Annotated in this window: 19 protein-coding genes and 2 tRNA genes; all 21 read right to left on the bottom strand. The window is 62.3% G+C overall.

From position 1 onward, the window contains the following. The coding region (locus ACREC7_RS12010) for an NADH-quinone oxidoreductase subunit H (RefSeq protein ID WP_431555922.1) at positions 1 to 444 on the bottom strand (444 nt) is incomplete at its 3' end. Next, a complete protein-coding gene (gene nuoG, locus ACREC7_RS12005) occupies positions 437 to 2554 on the bottom strand; it encodes an NADH-quinone oxidoreductase subunit NuoG (RefSeq protein ID WP_431555921.1) in 2118 nt (705 codons plus the stop codon). The genes nuoG and ACREC7_RS12010, both read right to left, overlap by 8 nt. Continuing rightward, a complete protein-coding gene (locus ACREC7_RS12000; protein WP_431555920.1) occupies positions 2547 to 3083 on the bottom strand; it encodes a hypothetical protein in 537 nt (178 codons plus the stop codon). Before ACREC7_RS12000 ends, nuoG begins: the two co-directional genes overlap by 8 nt. Before the next feature lie 6 nt (positions 3084 to 3089). After that, positions 3090 to 4391 (bottom strand): NADH-quinone oxidoreductase subunit NuoF, encoded by a 1302-nt coding sequence (gene nuoF, locus ACREC7_RS11995; protein WP_431555919.1) that lies wholly within the window; start codon positions 4389 to 4391, stop codon positions 3090 to 3092. Further along, positions 4391 to 5146: an NADH-quinone oxidoreductase subunit NuoE gene (gene nuoE / locus ACREC7_RS11990; protein ID WP_431555918.1), complete on the bottom strand. Its 756-nt coding sequence runs from the start codon at positions 5144 to 5146 to the stop codon at positions 4391 to 4393. Before nuoE ends, nuoF begins: the two co-directional genes overlap by 1 nt. A gap of 56 nt (positions 5147 to 5202) precedes the next feature. After that, positions 5203 to 5736: a hypothetical protein gene (locus ACREC7_RS11985; RefSeq protein ID WP_431555917.1), complete on the bottom strand. Its 534-nt coding sequence runs from the start codon at positions 5734 to 5736 to the stop codon at positions 5203 to 5205. Positions 5737 to 5766: 30 nt separating this feature from the next. Further along, positions 5767 to 7008, bottom strand: coding sequence for an NADH-quinone oxidoreductase subunit D (locus ACREC7_RS11980; RefSeq protein WP_431555916.1), 1242 nt, complete (start codon positions 7006 to 7008; stop codon positions 5767 to 5769). A gap of 163 nt (positions 7009 to 7171) precedes the next feature. Next, positions 7172 to 7609 (bottom strand): thioesterase family protein, encoded by a 438-nt coding sequence (locus ACREC7_RS11975; protein ID WP_431555915.1) that lies wholly within the window; start codon positions 7607 to 7609, stop codon positions 7172 to 7174. Continuing rightward, on the bottom strand, positions 7606 to 8241 hold the full coding sequence (locus tag ACREC7_RS11970; protein ID WP_431555914.1) for an NADH-quinone oxidoreductase subunit C: 636 nt from the start codon (positions 8239 to 8241) through the stop codon (positions 7606 to 7608). The genes ACREC7_RS11975 and ACREC7_RS11970 overlap by 4 nt, the downstream gene beginning before the upstream one ends. A gap of 24 nt (positions 8242 to 8265) precedes the next feature. Next, positions 8266 to 8829, bottom strand: a complete 564-nt coding sequence (locus tag ACREC7_RS11965; RefSeq protein WP_424390075.1) for a NuoB/complex I 20 kDa subunit family protein — start codon at positions 8827 to 8829, stop codon at positions 8266 to 8268. After that, complete coding sequence (locus tag ACREC7_RS11960) at positions 8820 to 9185, bottom strand: NADH-quinone oxidoreductase subunit A (protein WP_431555913.1); 366 nt, start codon at positions 9183 to 9185, stop codon at positions 8820 to 8822. The genes ACREC7_RS11965 and ACREC7_RS11960 overlap by 10 nt, the downstream gene beginning before the upstream one ends. A gap of 282 nt (positions 9186 to 9467) precedes the next feature. After that, positions 9468 to 10259, bottom strand: a complete 792-nt coding sequence (locus ACREC7_RS11955; RefSeq protein ID WP_431555912.1) for a glycosyltransferase family 2 protein — start codon at positions 10257 to 10259, stop codon at positions 9468 to 9470. 15 nt (positions 10260 to 10274) lie between these two features. Then, on the bottom strand, positions 10275 to 10916 hold the full coding sequence (locus ACREC7_RS11950; protein WP_431555911.1) for an acetyltransferase: 642 nt from the start codon (positions 10914 to 10916) through the stop codon (positions 10275 to 10277). Between the two features lie 12 nt (positions 10917 to 10928). After that, positions 10929 to 12080: a DegT/DnrJ/EryC1/StrS family aminotransferase gene (locus ACREC7_RS11945; protein ID WP_431555910.1), complete on the bottom strand. Its 1152-nt coding sequence runs from the start codon at positions 12078 to 12080 to the stop codon at positions 10929 to 10931. A 199-nt stretch (positions 12081 to 12279) separates the two neighbouring features. Beyond that, a tRNA-Asp gene (locus ACREC7_RS11940) sits at positions 12280 to 12356 on the bottom strand. An 80-nt stretch (positions 12357 to 12436) separates the two neighbouring features. Further along, on the bottom strand, positions 12437 to 13024 hold the full coding sequence (locus ACREC7_RS11935) for an FkbM family methyltransferase (protein ID WP_431555909.1): 588 nt from the start codon (positions 13022 to 13024) through the stop codon (positions 12437 to 12439). A gap of 99 nt (positions 13025 to 13123) precedes the next feature. Beyond that, positions 13124 to 13366 (bottom strand): GIY-YIG nuclease family protein, encoded by a 243-nt coding sequence (locus tag ACREC7_RS11930; protein WP_431555908.1) that lies wholly within the window; start codon positions 13364 to 13366, stop codon positions 13124 to 13126. A gap of 94 nt (positions 13367 to 13460) precedes the next feature. Next, positions 13461 to 13536 (bottom strand) — tRNA-Val (locus tag ACREC7_RS11925). Between the two features lie 111 nt (positions 13537 to 13647). After that, on the bottom strand, positions 13648 to 13923 hold the full coding sequence (locus ACREC7_RS11920; RefSeq protein ID WP_431555907.1) for an HU family DNA-binding protein: 276 nt from the start codon (positions 13921 to 13923) through the stop codon (positions 13648 to 13650). 201 nt (positions 13924 to 14124) lie between these two features. Next, entirely contained in the window at positions 14125 to 16554 is a 2430-nt protein-coding gene (gene lon, locus ACREC7_RS11915; RefSeq protein WP_431555906.1) for an endopeptidase La, read from the bottom strand. A gap of 282 nt (positions 16555 to 16836) precedes the next feature. Further along, a partial coding sequence (gene clpX / locus ACREC7_RS11910; protein ID WP_431555905.1) for an ATP-dependent Clp protease ATP-binding subunit ClpX occupies positions 16837 to 17706 on the bottom strand: 870 nt, incomplete at its 5' end.

The following is a 17706-nucleotide window of genomic DNA, read 5'->3' as shown; positions in this document are numbered from 1 at the left end:
GAGCGCCGCGAGGAACGCGTATTTGGAGTTGGAGGCCCAGCCGGCCATGATCACGCCGTAGACCTGCAAGGACGAGATGGCGAAGATGTAGAGAATGCCGACATTGATGTCGGCGACGGCCCAGCCGTCGGCAACGGGAATGACCGCCCAGGCGGAGAGTGCGAGCCCTGCAGTGACGATGGGGGCGAGCAGGAAGATGCCCTTGTTGGCGCCGGCCGGGACGATCGGCTCCTTGAACACGAATTTCAGCAGATCGGCGAAGGATTGCAGCAGGCCGAAGGGCCCGACCACATTCGGCCCGCGCCGCATCTGCACCGCCGCCCACACTTTGCGGTCGGCGTAGAGCAGGAAGGCGACGACGATCAGCAGGGTGACGAGCAGAAGCAGGCTCTGCCCGACGATGAGGGCGATGGGCAGGCCATAGCTTGACCAGAACTCAGCCATGGGTGCCGGTCGCTCCTTCTGCGCCAGCTTCATGCATCGCGCTCAAGCTCGCCATGATCGCGGACGCCCGCGCGATCGGGTTGGTGAGATAGAAGTCGGTGACGGCCTCGCCGAAGCGATCTCTGCTGATCTTGCCGCTTTCTTGGGCCGCGAGCCTGCCGATGGCGGCGCTGTCGGCCGGAGTGACTTGGTCGAGCAAGGCAAGATGCGGACAGGCTGCGAAGAGTTTGGCGCGGAGCTCGGCGACGGAGTTGAACGGCAAAGTCTGGCCGAGCGCCCCGGACAGAGCCCGGACGATCTTCCAGTCCTCGCGCGCTTCGCCTGGCGGGAAGACGGCGCGCGCCGTCATCTGCGGGCGGCCTTCGGTGTTGACGTAGATCGCGTCCTTCTCTGTGTAGGCGGCGCCTGGAAGGATGACATCGGCGCGATGGGCGCCGCGGTCGCCGTGGCTGCCCTGATAGATGACGAAGGCCTTGCCCAGCCGGCTCATGTCGATCTCGTCGGCGCCGAGCAGATAGACGACATCGACCTCGCCCCTCTCCGCGCCTTCGAGGATGGCTTCGACGTCCCTCCCCCCTTCGCCTGGCACGAGGCCGAGGTCGAGGCCGGCGACTCTCGCTGCTGCTGTGTGCAGCACGCTGAACCCATTCCAGCCGAGATCGGGCTTCACGGCACCCATCGCCATCGCAGCCTTGGCGGCGAGCGCCAGAACGGCGGCGCCATCGGCGCGCGCGAGCGCTGCCTGGCCGACGATCACGAGTGGGCGCTCAGCGCCCTTCATCTTTTCCAAGAACGGGTGCGAACCGCCTGCAAGCTTCGCCAAGGTCTCAGGCCCAGCGCCGAGATGCTCATAGCCGTAAGTGAGGTCGGCTTGCGAACCGATCAGGCCGATGGGGAGATGGCCTTGCGTCTGGCGGAAGCGCTTGAGAATGCGGGAATTGAGCACCGGCGCCTCGAGGCGCGGATTGGTGCCGACGAGGAGAACGGCGTCGGCCTGCTCGATGCCTTCGACCGTGGCGTTGAACAGATAGGTGGCGCGGCCGAGCGCAGGATCGAGCTTTGCCCCGTCCTGGCGGCAATCGATATTGGGCGAGCCGAGTTGCCCGGCGAGAGCCTTCAGCGCGAACATCTCCTCTGCCGCGGCAAGATCGCCGGCTATCGCCGCAAAACGCTTACCGTCGATGCCGCGCAGCTTCTCGGCGACGGCGTGGAAAGCCTCGTCCCAGGTGACCGGCTCGAGCTTCCCGTTGCGCCTGAGGTAAGGCCGGTCGAGACGCTGCACGCGCAAGCCGTCCCAGACGTGGCGCGTCTTGTCGGATATCCACTCCTCGTTGATGGCGTCGTTCACCCGCGGCAGAAAGCGCAGCACCTCGCGGCCCCGACTGTCGACGCGGATGTTTGCCCCGAGCGCGTCCATGACATCGATCGATTGGGTCTTGGTCAGCTCCCAGGGCCTGGCGACGAAGGCATAGGGCTTCGAGGTCAGCGCCCCCACCGGGCAAAGGTCGACCACATTGCCGGAAAGCTCCGACATCATGCCGTGCTCGAGATAGGTGGTGATCTCCATGTCTTCGCCGCGGCCGATGGCGCCAAGCTCTTCCACGCCCGCGACCTCGGTCATGAAGCGGATGCAGCGCGTGCAGTGGATGCAGCGGGTCATGTAGGTGTCGATCAGCGGCCCTAGATATTTGTCCTCGACGGCACGCTTGTTGTCGGCGAAACGGCCGGCGTCGAAGCCATAGGCCATGGTCTGGTCTTGCAGGTCGCATTCGCCGCCCTGGTCGCAAATCGGGCAGTCGAGCGGATGATTGATCAGCAGAAACTCGAGCACGCCCTCGCGTGCCTTCTTCACCGTCTCCGAGCCGGTGATGATGGTCGGCGGCGTGCCGTCGCGGCCGGGCCGGAGATCGTTGACGCTCATGGCGCAGGAAGCCACGGGCTTCGGCATGCCGGCGACCTCGACCAGGCACATGCGGCAATTACCGGCGATCGACAGGCGCTCGTGATAGCAGAAACGCGGGATCTCGATGCCGGCGAGCCCGCAGGCCTGGATCAGGGTGATGCCGTTCGGCACCTCGTGCTCTTTGCCGTCGATGATGAGCTTAGGCACGCTTGCTTGCCTTCCTTTGCGGCGCGTCGATCCTGGCGACTTTCGGTGGCCCCGGCGGTGTGTGGCGAGGGTCGTTCAGCGCTTCGTAGAGGAACTCCCGAAACCTCGGTCCGTATTGTTCGAGGTAGCCGGAGTTCCGATAGTAGGACGACATCAAATAGTCGCGATGCGGCTTGAGCTGAATACGCGCGGCGGCGTCCCATTCCTTCGTCGGCGAAACCTCCAGGATCTCCTCGCTGGCGTTGAGGATGGTGTCGACATAGAGCTCGTATTTCTGGAACAGCTCGATGCTGCCGTCGATGGTGCGCCCCTCGTAGTCGAATTGCGCAAGCTTCAGCGCCGGATCGGAAAGCTTCGGGTTGTCAAAAGCGAGTCGAAGCGTCTCTCGCCACAATTCGTTGGCATTGGCCCGGCTCTCGGCTCTCTTGTTCTCCGCGATCTGCAGATGGGCATAGATCAGCGCGGCGATGGCGGCCGCTGCCATCACCAGATTGGCGAGCGTCACGGCGTTATCCCAGAACCAGATCATGGGTCGCTACTCTGCCGCCACGGGGACTGAAGGCGCGAGCGGCTTCGTCGCCTGCGCGTCGATGCGCTCCTCGATGACGTGGCGGAAATGGCGGATCAGGCCTTGCACCGGCCACGCCGCGGCATCGCCGAGGGCGCATATGGTGTGACCTTCGACCTGATAGCTCACTTTGAGGAGCATATCGATTTCGCTTTTCTCGGCTTGCCCCTTGGCCATGCGCTCGAGCACCCGCCACATCCAGCCGGTGCCCTCGCGGCAGGGCGTGCACTGCCCGCAAGATTCATGCTTGTAGAAGTATGACAGTCTTGCGATGGCGCGGATCATGTCGGTTGATTTGTCCATGACGATCACGGCTGCCGTGCCGAGCCCGCTCTTCAAATCGCGGAGCGAATCGAAATCCATGGGCAGGTTGTCGCACTGGCTTGCCGGGATGCATGGCACCGATGAGCCGCCGGGGATCACGGCAAGCAGATTGTCCCAGCCGCCGCGCACGCCGCCGGCATGGCGGTCGATCAGCTCGCGCAATTCCACGCCCATCTCCTCCTCGACATTGCAGGGGGTGTTCACGTGGCCTGACAGGCAGAACAGCTTGGTGCCGGTGTTGTTGGGCTTGCCGAGCGCCGCAAACCAGGTCGCGCCACGGCGGAGGATGTCGGGCACCACCGCGATCGACTCGACGTTGTTGACCGTGGTCGGCGCGCCGTAAAGGCCGACATTGGCGGGAAATGGCGGCTTCAGCCGCGGCATGCCTTTCTTGCCCTCGAGACTTTCGAGCAGCGCCGTCTCCTCGCCGCAGATATAGGCGCCTGCCCCGTGATGCAGATAAAGATCGAAGTCCCAGCCGTTGACGTTGTTCTGGCCGATCAGCTTCGCGTCGTAGGCCTCGTCGATCGCCGCCTGTAGCACCTCGCGTTCGCGGATGAACTCGCCGCGAATGTAGATGTAGGAGGCATGCGCGCGCATGGCGAAGGACGCGAGCAGCGCGCCTTCGACCAAGAGATGCGGGTCGTAGCGCATGATGTCCCGGTCCTTGCAGGTGCCGGGCTCGGACTCATCGGCGTTGATCACGAGATAGCTCGGGCGGCCGTCGGACTGCTTCGGCATGAACGACCATTTGAGGCCGGTGGGGAAGCCGGCGCCGCCACGGCCTCTGAGACCTGAGGCCTTCACCTCCTCGATGATGGCCTCGTGGCCCTTCTCGATCATGGCCTTGGTGCCGTCCCAGGCACCGCGGGCGCGTGCCGCCTTGAGCCGCCAGTCATGGAAGCCGTAGAGATTCTTGAAGATGCGGTCGGAGTCTTTCAGCATCACTTTCGTCTCAGGCCGGAACTGTCACCAAGGGGAGGCTTCGGTACGGCCGCCTCGCGGGCGCTTGCCGCAGCGCCAGGATTTTTTGCCTCGTCGTCGGCCAGAGCGAGCTCGCCCTCGTCTGCGCGAGAGTCGCCCGCCGGCGCCTCGGCATAAAGTCCTTGCGCGATGAGTGTCGTTGGTCCGCCCGCAGGCTCGGAGGAGTGCCGGCCATCCTGCGGGCCGGGCTTCACTTTGCGCCCCTCGCGCAACTTCAGCAGGATCTGCTCGAAACTCTCCGGCGTCAGGTCCTCGTAATAGTCCTTGTTGATCTGCACCATCGGCGCATTGACGCAAGCACCGAGGCATTCGACCTCGGTCCAGGAGAAAAGCCCGTCCTTGGTGACGTGACCTGGCTCGCCGATCAGCTTGCGGCAGGTATCTTTCAGCGCGTCGGCGCCGCGCAGCCAGCAGGGCGTGGTGTGGCAGAGCTGCACGTAGTAGCGGCCGACCGGCGCGAGATTGAACATGGTGTAGAAGGTGGCGATCTCGTAAACGCGGATATAGGCCATGTCGAGCAGGTCGGCGATATAGCGGAGCGCCGGCTCGGGCAGCCAGCCGCCGCATTGCTCCTGCGCCCGCCACATCAGCGGCAGCACCGCCGAGGCCTCACGCCCTTGCGGATATTTCTTGAGCTGGTCCTTCGCCCAATCGAGGTTCTCAGGCGTAAAGGCGAAGGCTTCTGGCTGCTCGGCGGCGAGACGGCGGACGCTCATAGGCTCGTTTCTTCTTTTGGTAGGTGTATCAGGCGCAAGAGCGTGACAGACGCCTCCTAGCGGTACACGGTACAGGACGCGATATCGGTCAGGTCCTTCTTGTTCACATAGGCCTTGAGCGTGTAATAGCAAACCGCAATCGCGGTTTCTTTTTGCAGAGTCAGAAGGACGGCATCGGGGGACACCTCGCCGACGTGGCGGGTGACCGCATCGGCCGGAATGAACACTGTGGTCCTGATCAGAAAGCCTTGGGCGAGGATGTCTTTCATCTTCACCGCCGACTGGATCCCTCCGGCTGCAGGTGGCGCTTCCTCAGCCTTCGCGTCGGGTGGCGGCGCTTCCTCAGTCTTCGCATCTGGCGGCCGGGCTTCTTCGGGCTTCACGTCCGGCGGGGGAGCTTCTTCGGGCTTGCTTTCTCCCTTGGATTTGTCGGCGTTCTTCGGCTCGGAGGCTTCCGGGGCCACTCCCTTTTCCGGCGGAGCGCTGTCTTTGTCGGCTGGAGCGGCAGCGAGCGGCAGGGCGAAAAACAGCAAGAGGGTGAATGCGCAAGCAGCGCTCCAGGTCAGCAACCCATTGATAAATCTGCTCATATCACCCCTCCTCCGATCTCCTGACCACGCCTAGCGATCGACTTCGCCGAACACGATATCGATCGATCCTAACACTGCCGAGACATCGGCCAGCATATGGCCTCGGCACAGGAAATCCATCGCCTGCAAATGCGCGAAACCGGGCGCCCTGATCTTGCAGCGATAGGGGCGGTTCGTTCCGTCCGACACGAGATAGACGCCGAACTCGCCCTTCGGCGCCTCGACCGCGGCGTATACCTCTCCGGCCGGAACGTGATAGCCCTCGGTGTAGAGCTTGAAGTGATGGATCAGCGCTTCCATCGAGCTTTTCATCACGGCGCGCTTCGGCGGCACCATCTTGTGGTTCTCCACCGTCACCGGCCCAAGCTCGGTGGTCAGAAGCTCGCAACATTGCTTCATGATGCGCACCGACTGGCGCATCTCCTCCATGCGCACGAGGTAACGGTCGTAGCAGTCGCCGTTCTTGCCGATGGGGATGTCGAACTTGAGTTCCGAATAGCACTCGTAGGGCTGGCTCTTGCGCAAATCCCAGCGGGCGCCCGATCCGCGCACCATGACGCCGGAAAAGCCGTGCGCCCAGGCGTCTTCGAGCTTCACCACGCCGATATCGACGTTGCGCTGCTTGAAGATGCGGTTGTCGGTGAGCAGACCCTCGATGTCGTCGCAGACTTTAAGGAAGGGATCGCAGAAGGCGTAGATGTCGGCGACGAGCTCGGGCGGCAGGTCCTGATGCACCCCGCCGGGGCGTATATAGGCGGCATGCATGCGGCTGCCGCTTGCCCGCTCGTAGAACACCATCAGTTTCTCGCGCTCCTCGAAGCCCCAAAGCGGCGGCGTGAGCGCGCCGACGTCCAGAGCTTGCGTCGTGACGTTGAGGAGGTGGGAGAGGAGCCGGCCGATCTCGGAGTAGAGCACGCGGATCAGCTGGGCGCGCTTCGGCACCGTGACGCCGACGAGCTTCTCCACCGCAAGCGCGTATGCGTGCTCCTGGTTCATGGGCGCCACGTAGTCGAGGCGGTCGAAATAGGGCAGCGCCTGGAGATAGGTCTTGTGCTCGATGAGCTTCTCAGTGCCGCGGTGGAGCAGCCCGATATGCGGATCGACGCGTTCTACGATCTCGCCGTCGAGCTCGAGCACGAGGCGCAGCACGCCGTGCGCGGCAGGATGCTGCGGCCCGAAATTGATGGTGAACTTGCGGTCGTCACCCTCCCGCCGGCCGCTCTCGGCTTCAGCATCGCGAATGTCGCTCTTCGTTGAGTCGGACGGGATCATCGCGACCTCGCCGCTTGTTCTCCCCTCCCCCCTTGTGGGGGAGGGATAGGGAGGGGGGTATGGATTAAGGCGACGCTGCACACCCCCCTCCGTTCGCGCGAAGAGGCGCGAACGTGCTCCCCCACAAGGGGGGAGCGGGGAGCGAGATGCTGCTCTCGTACCATCATGCGTCAACCTTGGGTGAAGCCCTGGCGGCCTTGGCGGCGACGGATGTGTTGAACCGGTCCCAGGCGACGATGAACCGCTCATGGGTGCCCGATCCGATCTCGTCGACGCCGTCATGGGCCCTGACGTTGAACTTGGCGCGCGGCCCCCTTACCTCGATGCACTCGGCTTCGACGGTGACCGCGAAACCGACCGGGGTGGCAGCCTTGTGCGCTACGTCGATATGGACGCCGAGACTCCCCTCGCCGGCGTCGAGGTGAGGCGCGAGCAACTGCACGCAGGTCCATTCCATGAGTCCGACCATGAAGCCGGTGGCGAACACCTCCGGCATGGCGGCGAGCTCGGGCGACTCTTCATAAAGATGCGGCACCGTCTTCCGAATCGGAACCGTGTAGGAGAAGGAATGCTTGAGCCCCGCCTTTAACGTCGGCTTCATGGCTTGGCATCCTTGTCGGCACGCGGAGGCGCCTCGCCTGCCTTTTCGTCACCCGGAATGGCAGTATCCATCCCCTCCCACGGGCTCAGGAAATCGAAGCTGCGGAACTCCTGCATCAACTTCACCGGCTCGTACACCACGCGCTTCAATTCATCGTCGTAGCGAAGCTCAACAAAGCCGGTGAGCGGAAAGTCCTTGCGCAATGGATGTCCCTCGAAACCGTAATCGGTGAGCAGGCGGCGCAGGTCGGGGTGGCCGGAGAACAGGATGCCGTAGAGGTCGTAGGCTTCGCGCTCGAACCAGTTCGCCGCCGGGAAGACCGTGACCGCGCTCGGCACGGCCGTCGCCTCGTCGGTCTTCACCCGGACGCGGATGCGGTGGTTATGCCAGGGGCTCAAGAGATGATAGACCACGTCGAAGCGGCGCTCGCGCTCAGGGTAGTCGACGCCGCAAATGTCGATCAGGCAACCGAAGCGGCAATTCGCATCGTCGCGGAGAAACTCAAGGACGGAGAGAAGCTGCTCGCGGTCGATCTCGATGCTGATCTCGCCAAGGGCCAATTGCCGGGACAGAACCGCAGGGCCGAGGCGATCCGCGAGATAAGCGCCGAGCTCGTTAAGGGCGTCGTCCATCAATCATCCAGGACAAGGAAAGCCTCAGCGTTCGATCGTGCCGGTCCGCCGGATCTTCTTCTGCAGGAGCAGCACACCGTAAACGAGCGCTTCGGCGCTTGGCGGGCAGCCGGGCACGTAGATATCCACGGGCACGATGCGGTCGCAGCCGCGCACCACGGAATAGGAATAGTGATAATAGCCGCCGCCATTGGCGCAGGAGCCCATGGAGATGACGTAGCGGGGCTCAGGCATCTGGTCGTAGACCTTGCGCAGGGCCGGCGCCATCTTGTTGCACAACGTGCCGGCGACGATCATCACGTCTGACTGCCGCGGGCTGCCGCGCGGTGCAAAGCCGAAGCGCTCGAGGTCGTAGCGCGGCATCGAGGCCTGCATCATCTCCACGGCGCAACAGGCAAGGCCGAAGGTCATCCACATGAGCGACCCGGTGCGGGCCCAGTTGACCAGCTCGTCGGCGGTGGTGAGGAGGAAGCCCTTGTCGGCGAGCGCATCGGAAAAGTCGCCAAATCGTCCTTGCGCCGGCGTGATGAGGCCGGAGCCCCTGCCCTCCTTGGGCTGCTCAAAATTGATCTCGGGGCCTAATCCCATTCGAGCGCGCCTTTCCGCCACTCATAGATGAAGCCGACGGTGAGGATGGCGAGAAACACCATCATCGACCAGAAGCCCAACACGCCAACATCCCCGAAGGCCACTGCCCAGGGGAAAAGAAACGCAACCTCCAAATCGAAAATAATGAACAAAAGCGACACCAGGTAGAAGCGCACGTCGAATTTCATGCGCGCGTCGTCGAAGGCATCGAAACCGCATTCATAGGCCGACACCTTCTCAGGGTCTGGCTTGCTGGGCGCGATGATGAAGGGAGCGACGAGCAGCGCCGCGCTGATCACAAAGGCGATGCCGATGAAAATGACGAGCGGCAGATAGGCTTGTAGGAGCTGGCTCATGGCTTCTGCGCCTCACGCTGACGATTGATATGAAACGGCGTTCCCGGATGTCAGCGGCGGCTTATTTGGAAATAATGACTGAGGCTTACCGCAGCAAGGTGACCGTGGCAAGAAAGGCCCCCGCAAAAGCCTGGAAAATAGGCGCTTTGCCGCGGTTTTGCAGTGCAATTTGCCGTGGGACCGACCGGGGGCTCAAAGGGACGTAACGAGCCCATGTCGGCCTCATGCATGGGGCACCTTCGATTGGACGCCGGAAAGGAGCCCAGAGTCGCTTCAAGACGGCTACCGCCGAGCATCTTGTCTCACTTGTGCACGAGTGAATTCAGTCACGACGCCACAGGCGTCCTGCTGCAGATAAGGCGCCGATGCGGACCAGAAGCGATACTCGAGTACACACGCAATGCCTTTGATACCTAAGCGCAGGCGGGCTAGCCCCTTGTAGCTCGAACGGCCGCGTATCCTCACTTGACGCTCCACCGGGATCGAGATGGTCGGTACGGCAAGGCAGCCGATCATTGCCGGCAGCACTGGACGCCGGGTTGGAAACTCAAGAAGTGCTTGGACAAGAGGACGTTCGATGAGGACGAACATTCCGGCATCGAGCGGCAAGCCCGTGATGATGTGCTGCACGCGCTTATAGAGGCGAGAAGTGAAATGCCGCGCCAATGACTCATAGCGGCCACGCCTGCCACCGAAAACCGCCGCGACGCCATCGGAACGGGCCGCCCAAAGCGAAGGGAGCGAAGATGGAGGGTCTTGCATATCTGCATCCATGACGATGCAGACCTCACCGCTCGCCTTGCTCAAGCCATGCAGGACGGCAATATGCTGTCCCACGTTCCTCGACAATTTGAGCAACGTCACTTCGCGATGCTGCCGCGCCAGTCCTTGCATTGTCTCCGGGGATGCGTCTGTGCTCGCGTCATTAACGAAAAGCAGCTCGAAACCCAGGCCCATCCTTTTTAGGACAGCTTTCAGCTGTTCGCAAAGCGGCACCAAAGTTGCAGCGTTGTTGTGAACCGGGAGCACTACCGTTACGTCGACTGTCCGAACGCTATCCATGGAAATGGTCACGGAACCAAGCTACGGTCATTTGCCGTCGATTCCTCGCTTCACGACCCTCGCCGGCACGCCAAAGACCATCACGTTGTCGGGCACGTCCCGGGTAACGACGGCGCCCGCGGCGATAACCGAGTGGCTACCGATGTTCAGGTGATCGATGATAATCGCGCCCATGCCGATGTACGTCGCCTGTCCGATGCTGCAGCAGCCGGCAATGTTGGCACCGGGTCCGATGGTGACGAAATCGCCAATCGCCGTGTGGTGGCCGACAAGGGCGGCTCGACTAACAATAACATGCCGCCCCAGGCGTGTATGGGCCGCGATGATCGCGCTGACATTGAGGATCGAGCCTTCGCCGACGCTGGCCGAGCGAGAGATGCGCGCCATCGGATGGGCGAGCTTACTGAAACGCATGCCACGGTCGGCCGCCTCGCGGACGAAGCGGCTGCGGTGGGTGGTTGACAGCGCGCACACCGCGACGTGATCCGCTGCCAGCGGGCCGAGGTCATCGATCCAGTGGATCGGCATGCCATCGATGGTCTCGGCACAGCGGCGACGCTCCAGATTCTCAACGTATCCGGCGACCGTGACACCTGGGATGTCGGCGGCGAGGTCGGCGACTTCGACGGCGAATGTGCGGTTGCCCAGAATCAACAGCTTCTGCGACACGGTTAGATCCTTCTAACTTAGCGCCGCCGGCAGCGCAGCGGGCGCCGATCGCAGTTCGTCCAGAGCGTTTGCGATCTCCTCGGCCACCCTCTGCACTTGGTCGTCAGCCATCTCAACGAATAGCGGCAGGGTGAGGATCTCGCCGAAGGCGCGCTCAGTCACCGGCAGCGCGCGCTGATTGGCGCGGAACAGGGGCTGCAGATGGTTGGGAATGTAGTGAATGCCCGTGTCGATGCCGCGGGCTTTCAGCCGGCGCATCATCTCATCGCGATGGCTGCCGAGCACGCGGATGACGTAGAAGAACGGAAAGACGTCGTCGGATGCGCGGGTCACCAACCGGATCAGCTCGTGCCGCGGCAGCAACTGCTCGTAACGGCGCACCAGCGCCTGCTTCCGCTCGCGGAACTCATGCGCCCGGCCCAGCTGAATCAGTCCGATAGCGGCATTGATGTTGCTCAGGTGGTAGCGAAAGCCCGGTGAGCCGACTTCGTATGCCCACGAACGTTCTTGATGTAGACGGTTCCACGTGTGGTTGCTGATCCCCAGGATGCGGGCGATCTTGACCCGCTCGGCCAGCGCCAAGTCGTTAGTGGCGATGGCACCGCCTTCGCCGCAAGTGATGTTCTTGATCGGATCGAAGCTGAAGCAGGTTACATCGCCGAAGCTGCCAATGAGCTGTCCTTCATATCGCGATCCGAATGCGTGGGCGGCGTCCTCGATGACTCGCAGGCCGTGCTCCTTCGCCATGGCCAACAGCGGTCTCATATCGGAGGGCACGCCGCCGTAGTGGACGGGCATGATTGCCCGGGTACGCGGCGTGATGCATGCGGCGACATCGGTGAGGTCTAGGTTCAGCGTTTGCGGGTCGATCTCGCAGAAGACGGGCGTTCCACCGGCGGCTAAAATCGCCTGCGGGCTGGCGACGAACGTCAGCGATGGGACGATCACCTCATCCCCGCTCAGCAAGTCTAGCGCCGCCAGCGCCAAGTGTAGGGCGCTGGTGCCGGTGTTGACTGCGATCACGTGCTTGACGTTCAGGAGGTTTTCTAGCGCCTGCTCGAATTGGCGTGTCTCGGCACCCATGCCGAGCCAGCGAAGCTCGAAAACCTGGCCGACGGCTGCAAGTTCGGCGGCGCCGACACATGGCTGCTGCAGCGGAATCAACTTTGTCCCACTCCTCCGCGATCGGCTGTCACCGGGGCGTCTTTAGAGGTTATTTTGGGGGCTGGCGACTCGGCAAGGTCGGCTTTAGGTCCGCTTCTCTCCAATCGTTGATGGCCGGGGGCATGTCCGGGGAACTCGATCAACGACAACTCCAAGAGCGGCTAGTACGAGATGCGGAAAGACGCGGCATTCTTGAAAATGGCGGGAGTGACGGGACTCGAACCCGCGACCTTCGGCGTGACAGGCCGACGCTCTAACCAACTGAGCTACACCCCCTTGCCGGCCGCGAGAGCGGCCAGGGGCAATGCCTCAAGGCATGTACGGGTTGGGATTCGCCAAGTCAAGGCAAGCCCCGATCAGCGGCCCTTGAGCAGCCTCTTGTGCACGAATTTCAGCGTCCCGCGGTTCAATTCGCGGATGCCACCGCCGACAAGAGCGAAGTCCTGCAACAGCGCATCGACCTTTCGCCGGTTCGCCTCGGAGTGATATTCGAGCAAGATGGCGTCAAAATCGAAGGAGGTCATGCGGCTTAGAATGTCGATTTCCGAGCCTTCAGTATCGATCTTGACGATGTCCGCCTTGGGCAGAACGTCAGGCGCCCTGGTCTCGACCTCGACTGTCGCCCCCGACTGCTCGTTGCTCTTGTAGAAGCTCCCCTCGCCGCAATTGTTGCGGCCGAGGTAAAGCCGCGTCAGGCTCGGGTCGCCGATCGCGAAGTTGTTCAGGCTCACAGAAGATTCTGGGAATTGGGCCAGGTTTCTCTTCAGCAGCGCGAAATTGTCGGAAAGCGGTTCGTAGCAGTGGACCTGGGCGCCTGGCCAGCGCTTGAGCGCCCAGGCCGCGAAACTCCCGACATTGGCCCCGATGTCCAGGATCACGGGCGCAGGGTGCCGGTAAGGAATGTCGTATTCCCCGTCCAGGACCTTCTGGACGTGGACGAGCATGTTCTTTGGACACTCGATTTTCATGGCACCGCGGCCTAGTCAGGTTTGCCTGGAACCAAAGACCAACCCTACACCAGGGAAGCATCAGGATTTGGGGGGTCACCACAGCCTTTTTCTAGCAAATGCGTGGCCGGAACCGGATTTCAGATAAATCTCGAAGGCGGTGGCCTTCCGCTCATCCGAAAAAGCGATGTAGGTCACTAACGTCCAGGGAACAAATTTGGACGTGTACGCAGACTTCCCAGCATTGTGCTCCACAAGCCGCTGTCTTAGGTCGGACGTAACCCCAATGTAGCGTTGGTCAGCAGCCGATTCGCTCTGTAGCAGATAGACATAGTGCATGCTGACAGCCCTCCTCCGCCAAGGCTTCGGAGGGCATCCTGCTTCGCAATCGGCTATGAAGCAAATCCTGCGAAGCGCTCAGCGCGAAGCAGGATGGTGGGCGGTGACAGTCTCGAACTGCCGACCTCCTGGGTGTAAACCAGGCGCTCTTCCAGCTGAGCTAACCGCCCCGCCAAGGATGCGAGATAAGACGCCGGCCCGCTCGTTGCCTAGCGGAAACAACAAGGCGGAGCCCGCTTGAAAGCGGGACTCCGCCTTAGAAAGATCGATCGTTTGCGAGGCTAGCTGTTGCAGGCCTCTTTCAGGGCTTTGCCGGCGCGGAATTTCGGAACGCGCGAGGCAGGGATATGGACCTCGGCACCGGTGCGCGGATTGCGGCCGGTCGAGGCCTTGCGTTGCGCGACCTGAAAATTGCCAAAGCCCACGATCCGGACGGTATCGCCGACCTTCAAAGCCTTCTCGATATTCTTGAACGTCGCGTCCACGGCCTTCTCGGCCGCATCCTTCGACAGATCAGATTCCTTCGCCACATGGGCGACAAGTTCAGCTTTGTTCACGGGTGTTCATCCTTTCGCTCGGCCTTAACTTGCGGAGGTCCTATCCCTCCACGACCGCTTGGGTACGCTCCGATTCACAAACAAGTGGTGTATGACTGAGCCAAAAAACGCGGAAAATCAACAAAAATGGTCCGGCCCGAGAAGTCGAGCGGGACCATAAAGATTGGGGAAGTTAACGGCAAAAACCGCCGTTTTCCGCCATTAATGGGCGGTTACGCCAGCCGGGGCCTCGTCTTTCGGCGGTACGATCTTGCCGGCCTCCTCGCCCTCTTCCTCCCAGACGATGGGCTGGAGGGGGCGCACAAAGGCGATTTTCACCACCTCGTCCATGCGCGAAACCGTGCGGATGTCGAGGGCATTCTTGAGATGGTCCGGGATTTCCGTGAGATCCTTGGCATTCTCATCTGGAATAATCACCGTCTTGATGCCGGCGCGAAGGGCCGCAAGCAGCTTCTCCTTAAGGCCGCCGATGGGAAGCACCCGGCCACGAAGCGTGATCTCGCCGGTCATGGCGACGTCGCGCTTCACCGGAATTCCGGTCATCATCGAGACGATCGCCGTCACCATGGCGACGCCGGCCGAAGGGCCGTCCTTCGGGGTTGCACCCTCAGGCACGTGCACGTGAATGTCGCGCTTCTCGAACAGCGGCGGCTTGATGCCGAACTCGACCGCGCGCGAGCGCACATAGGCGTTGGCCGCCTGGATCGATTCCTTCATCACGTCGCGCAAATTGCCGGTGACGGTCATCTTGCCCTTGCCGGGCATCATCACGCCTTCCACGGTGAGCAACTCGCCGCCGACCTCGGTCCAGGCTAGACCCGTGACCACGCCGACCTGATCCTCGAGCTCCGCCTCGCCGTAGCGGAACTTCTGCACGCCGAGATAGTCTTCGAGGTTCTTGAGCGTGACCTGGATCGACGTCTTCTTAGTGGTCAGAAGCTCCTTGACCGACTTCCGCGACATCTTGGCGATCTCTCGCTCCAGATTGCGGACCCCTGCCTCGCGGGTGTAGCGGCGGATGATTTCCTTCAACGCGTCGTCGTCGAGGGCCCACTCCTCGGCCGTCAATCCATGCGCCTTGGTCTGAGCCGGGATCAAATGCCGCCGGGCGATCTCGATCTTCTCATCCTCGGTGTAACCCGCGATGCGTATAATCTCCATGCGGTCCATCAGGGCCGGCGGGATGTTGAGCGTGTTGGCCGTGGTGACGAACATCACGTTCGACAGATCGTAATCGACCTCGAGATAGTGGTCGTTGAAGGTGTGATTCTGCTCAGGGTCGAGAACTTCGAGCAGAGCCGAAGCCGGGTCGCCGCGGAAATCGGCGCCCATCTTGTCGATCTCGTCGAGCAGGAACAGCGGATTGATCTTCTTCGCCTTGCGCATCGACTGAATGACCTTGCCGGGCATCGAGCCGATATAGGTGCGGCGGTGGCCCCTGATCTCGGCCTCGTCGCGCACCCCGCCAAGGCTCATGCGCACGAATTCGCGGCCCGTGGCGCGCGCCATGGACTTGCCGAGCGAGGTCTTGCCGACGCCGGGAGGGCCGACCAGGCAAAGGATCGGGCCTTTGAGCATGTTGGTCCGGTTCTGCACCGCGAGGTACTCGACGATGCGGTCCTTGACCTTCTCAAGGCCGTAATGGTCCTGATCGAGGATGACTTGCGCCTCGTCGAGGTCGCGCTTGATCTTGTTCTTGACGCCCCACGGGATCGACAAGAGCCAGTCGAGATAGTTGCGCACGACCGTGGCCTCGGCCGACATCGGGCTCATCTGGCGGAGCTTCTTCAACTCGCCGAGCGCCTTTTCCTTGGCTTCCTTGGAGAGCTTGGTCTTCTCGATCTTCTGCTCGATCTCGGCGAGGTCGTCGCGGCCTTCCTCGCTGTCGCCAAGCTCCTTCTGGATCGCCTTCATCTGCTCGTTTAGGTAATACTCGCGCTGCGTCTTCTCCATCTGACGCTTGACGCGGCTCCTGATCTTCTTCTCGACCTGCAGCACCGAGATCTCGCTCTCCATCAGCGCGAACACGCGCTCGAGCCGCTCGGTGATGGTGGTGACCTCGAGCAGCTGCTGCTTCTCGGCGATCTTGATGGCGAGGTGCGAGGCAATGGTGTCGGCGAGTTTCGAATAGTCTTCGATCTGCGCCGCAGTGCCGAGCACTTCGGGGGAAATCTTCTTGTTGAGCTTCACATAGCTCTCGAACTGGGACACGACCGAACGCGAAAGCGCCTCGATCTCCTCCTCGGTGCCGAGCGTCTCCTCGACCCGCTCGACCTCGGCCTCGAAGTAGTTCTCATTGTCGGTGTAGCGCTTGATCGCCGCGCGCACGGTGCCTTCCACCAGCACCTTCACGGTGCCGTCGGGCAGCTTCAACAGCTGGAGCACCGAGGCGAGCGTGCCCATGGCGTAGATGCCATCGGTCGACGGCTCGTCGTCGCTCGCGTTCTTTTGCGCGACCAGCAGAATTTGTTTGTCGGTGCGCATCACTTCTTCGAGAGCAGCGATCGATTTCTCGCGGCCGACGAACAGCGGCACGATCATGTAGGGGAAGACGACAATGTCGCGGAGCGGCAACACCGGGTAGTGCTCCGGGCCCCCTGCTTCAGTGCTGTGCGGTGTTGGTTCGGTCATGTCAGTCCCATTGTTCTAAGCAAATGGCGCGCCAACCGCTCCACTTGCACCTCTTTCCCCCCCTTGCACGGCAGCCTGCTTCTGCCCTCGGCATCACCTCCGAATATCTCGGTAAACGATTGCGCCGGCCCTGCGGCATTATTACGGCTCGCCAATTCGTAGTTGGCGACCCCACGGGTCAGCTTCAAGATGGCTCCCTTTTAGCAGACGCGGCGCGGATTCCCACTATTCTGAGTGGGATTCGGCCGGTCGATCAAGCGGGGAAGAAGGCGTACCCCCCGCTTAGGCGCTCGAGCCGAGCTCCTCATGCCGGTCGGAGTAGATCCGCAAGGGCCTTGCCTTGCCCTCGATGACCTCGGCGCTGATCACCACCTCCTCCACGCCCCTGAGGCTCGGCAGCTCGAACATGGTGTCGAGCAGGACGCCCTCCATGATCGAACGAAGGCCACGCGCCCCGGTTTTCCGGTCGATCGCCTTCTTGGCGATGGTGCGCATGGCTTCTTCGGCGAAGGTGAGCTGCACGTCCTCCATCTCGAACAGCCGCTGATACTGCCGCACGAGCGCATTCTTGGGCTCGGTCAGGATGCGCATCAGGGCTTCCTCGTCGAGGTCGTCGAGGGTCGCGATCACCGGCACGCGGCCGATGAACTCGGGGATGAGGCCGAACTTCAGAAGATCCTCCGGCTCGACCCCCTTCAAGATGTCGCCGGTGCGGCGGTCATCGACGGACTCAACCTTGGCACCGAAGCCGATCGAGGTGGTCCGCCCCCGGGCAGCAATGATCTTTTCCAGCCCGGCGAAGGCGCCGCCGCAGACGAACAGGATGTTGGTGGTGTCGACCTGCAGGAACTCCTGCTGCGGGTGCTTGCGGCCGCCTTGCGGCGGAACCGAAGCGACGGTCCCTTCCATGATCTTGAGCAGGGCCTGCTGAACGCCCTCGCCCGACACGTCGCGGGTGATCGATGGGTTGTCGGACTTGCGGCTGATCTTGTCGACCTCGTCGATATAGACGATGCCCCGCTGCGCCCGCTCGACATTGTAATCGGCGGCCTGGAGCAGCTTGAGGATGATGTTCTCCACGTCCTCGCCGACATAGCCGGCCTCGGTGAGCGTGGTGGCGTCGGCCATGGTGAAGGGCACATCGAGGATGCG

Origin of the sequence: Methyloceanibacter sp. (assembly GCF_050728395.1) — a bacterium.
Taxonomy (GTDB): domain Bacteria; phylum Pseudomonadota; class Alphaproteobacteria; order Rhizobiales; family Methyloligellaceae; genus Methyloceanibacter.
This window is presented reverse-complemented; position numbering and strand designations above follow the sequence as displayed.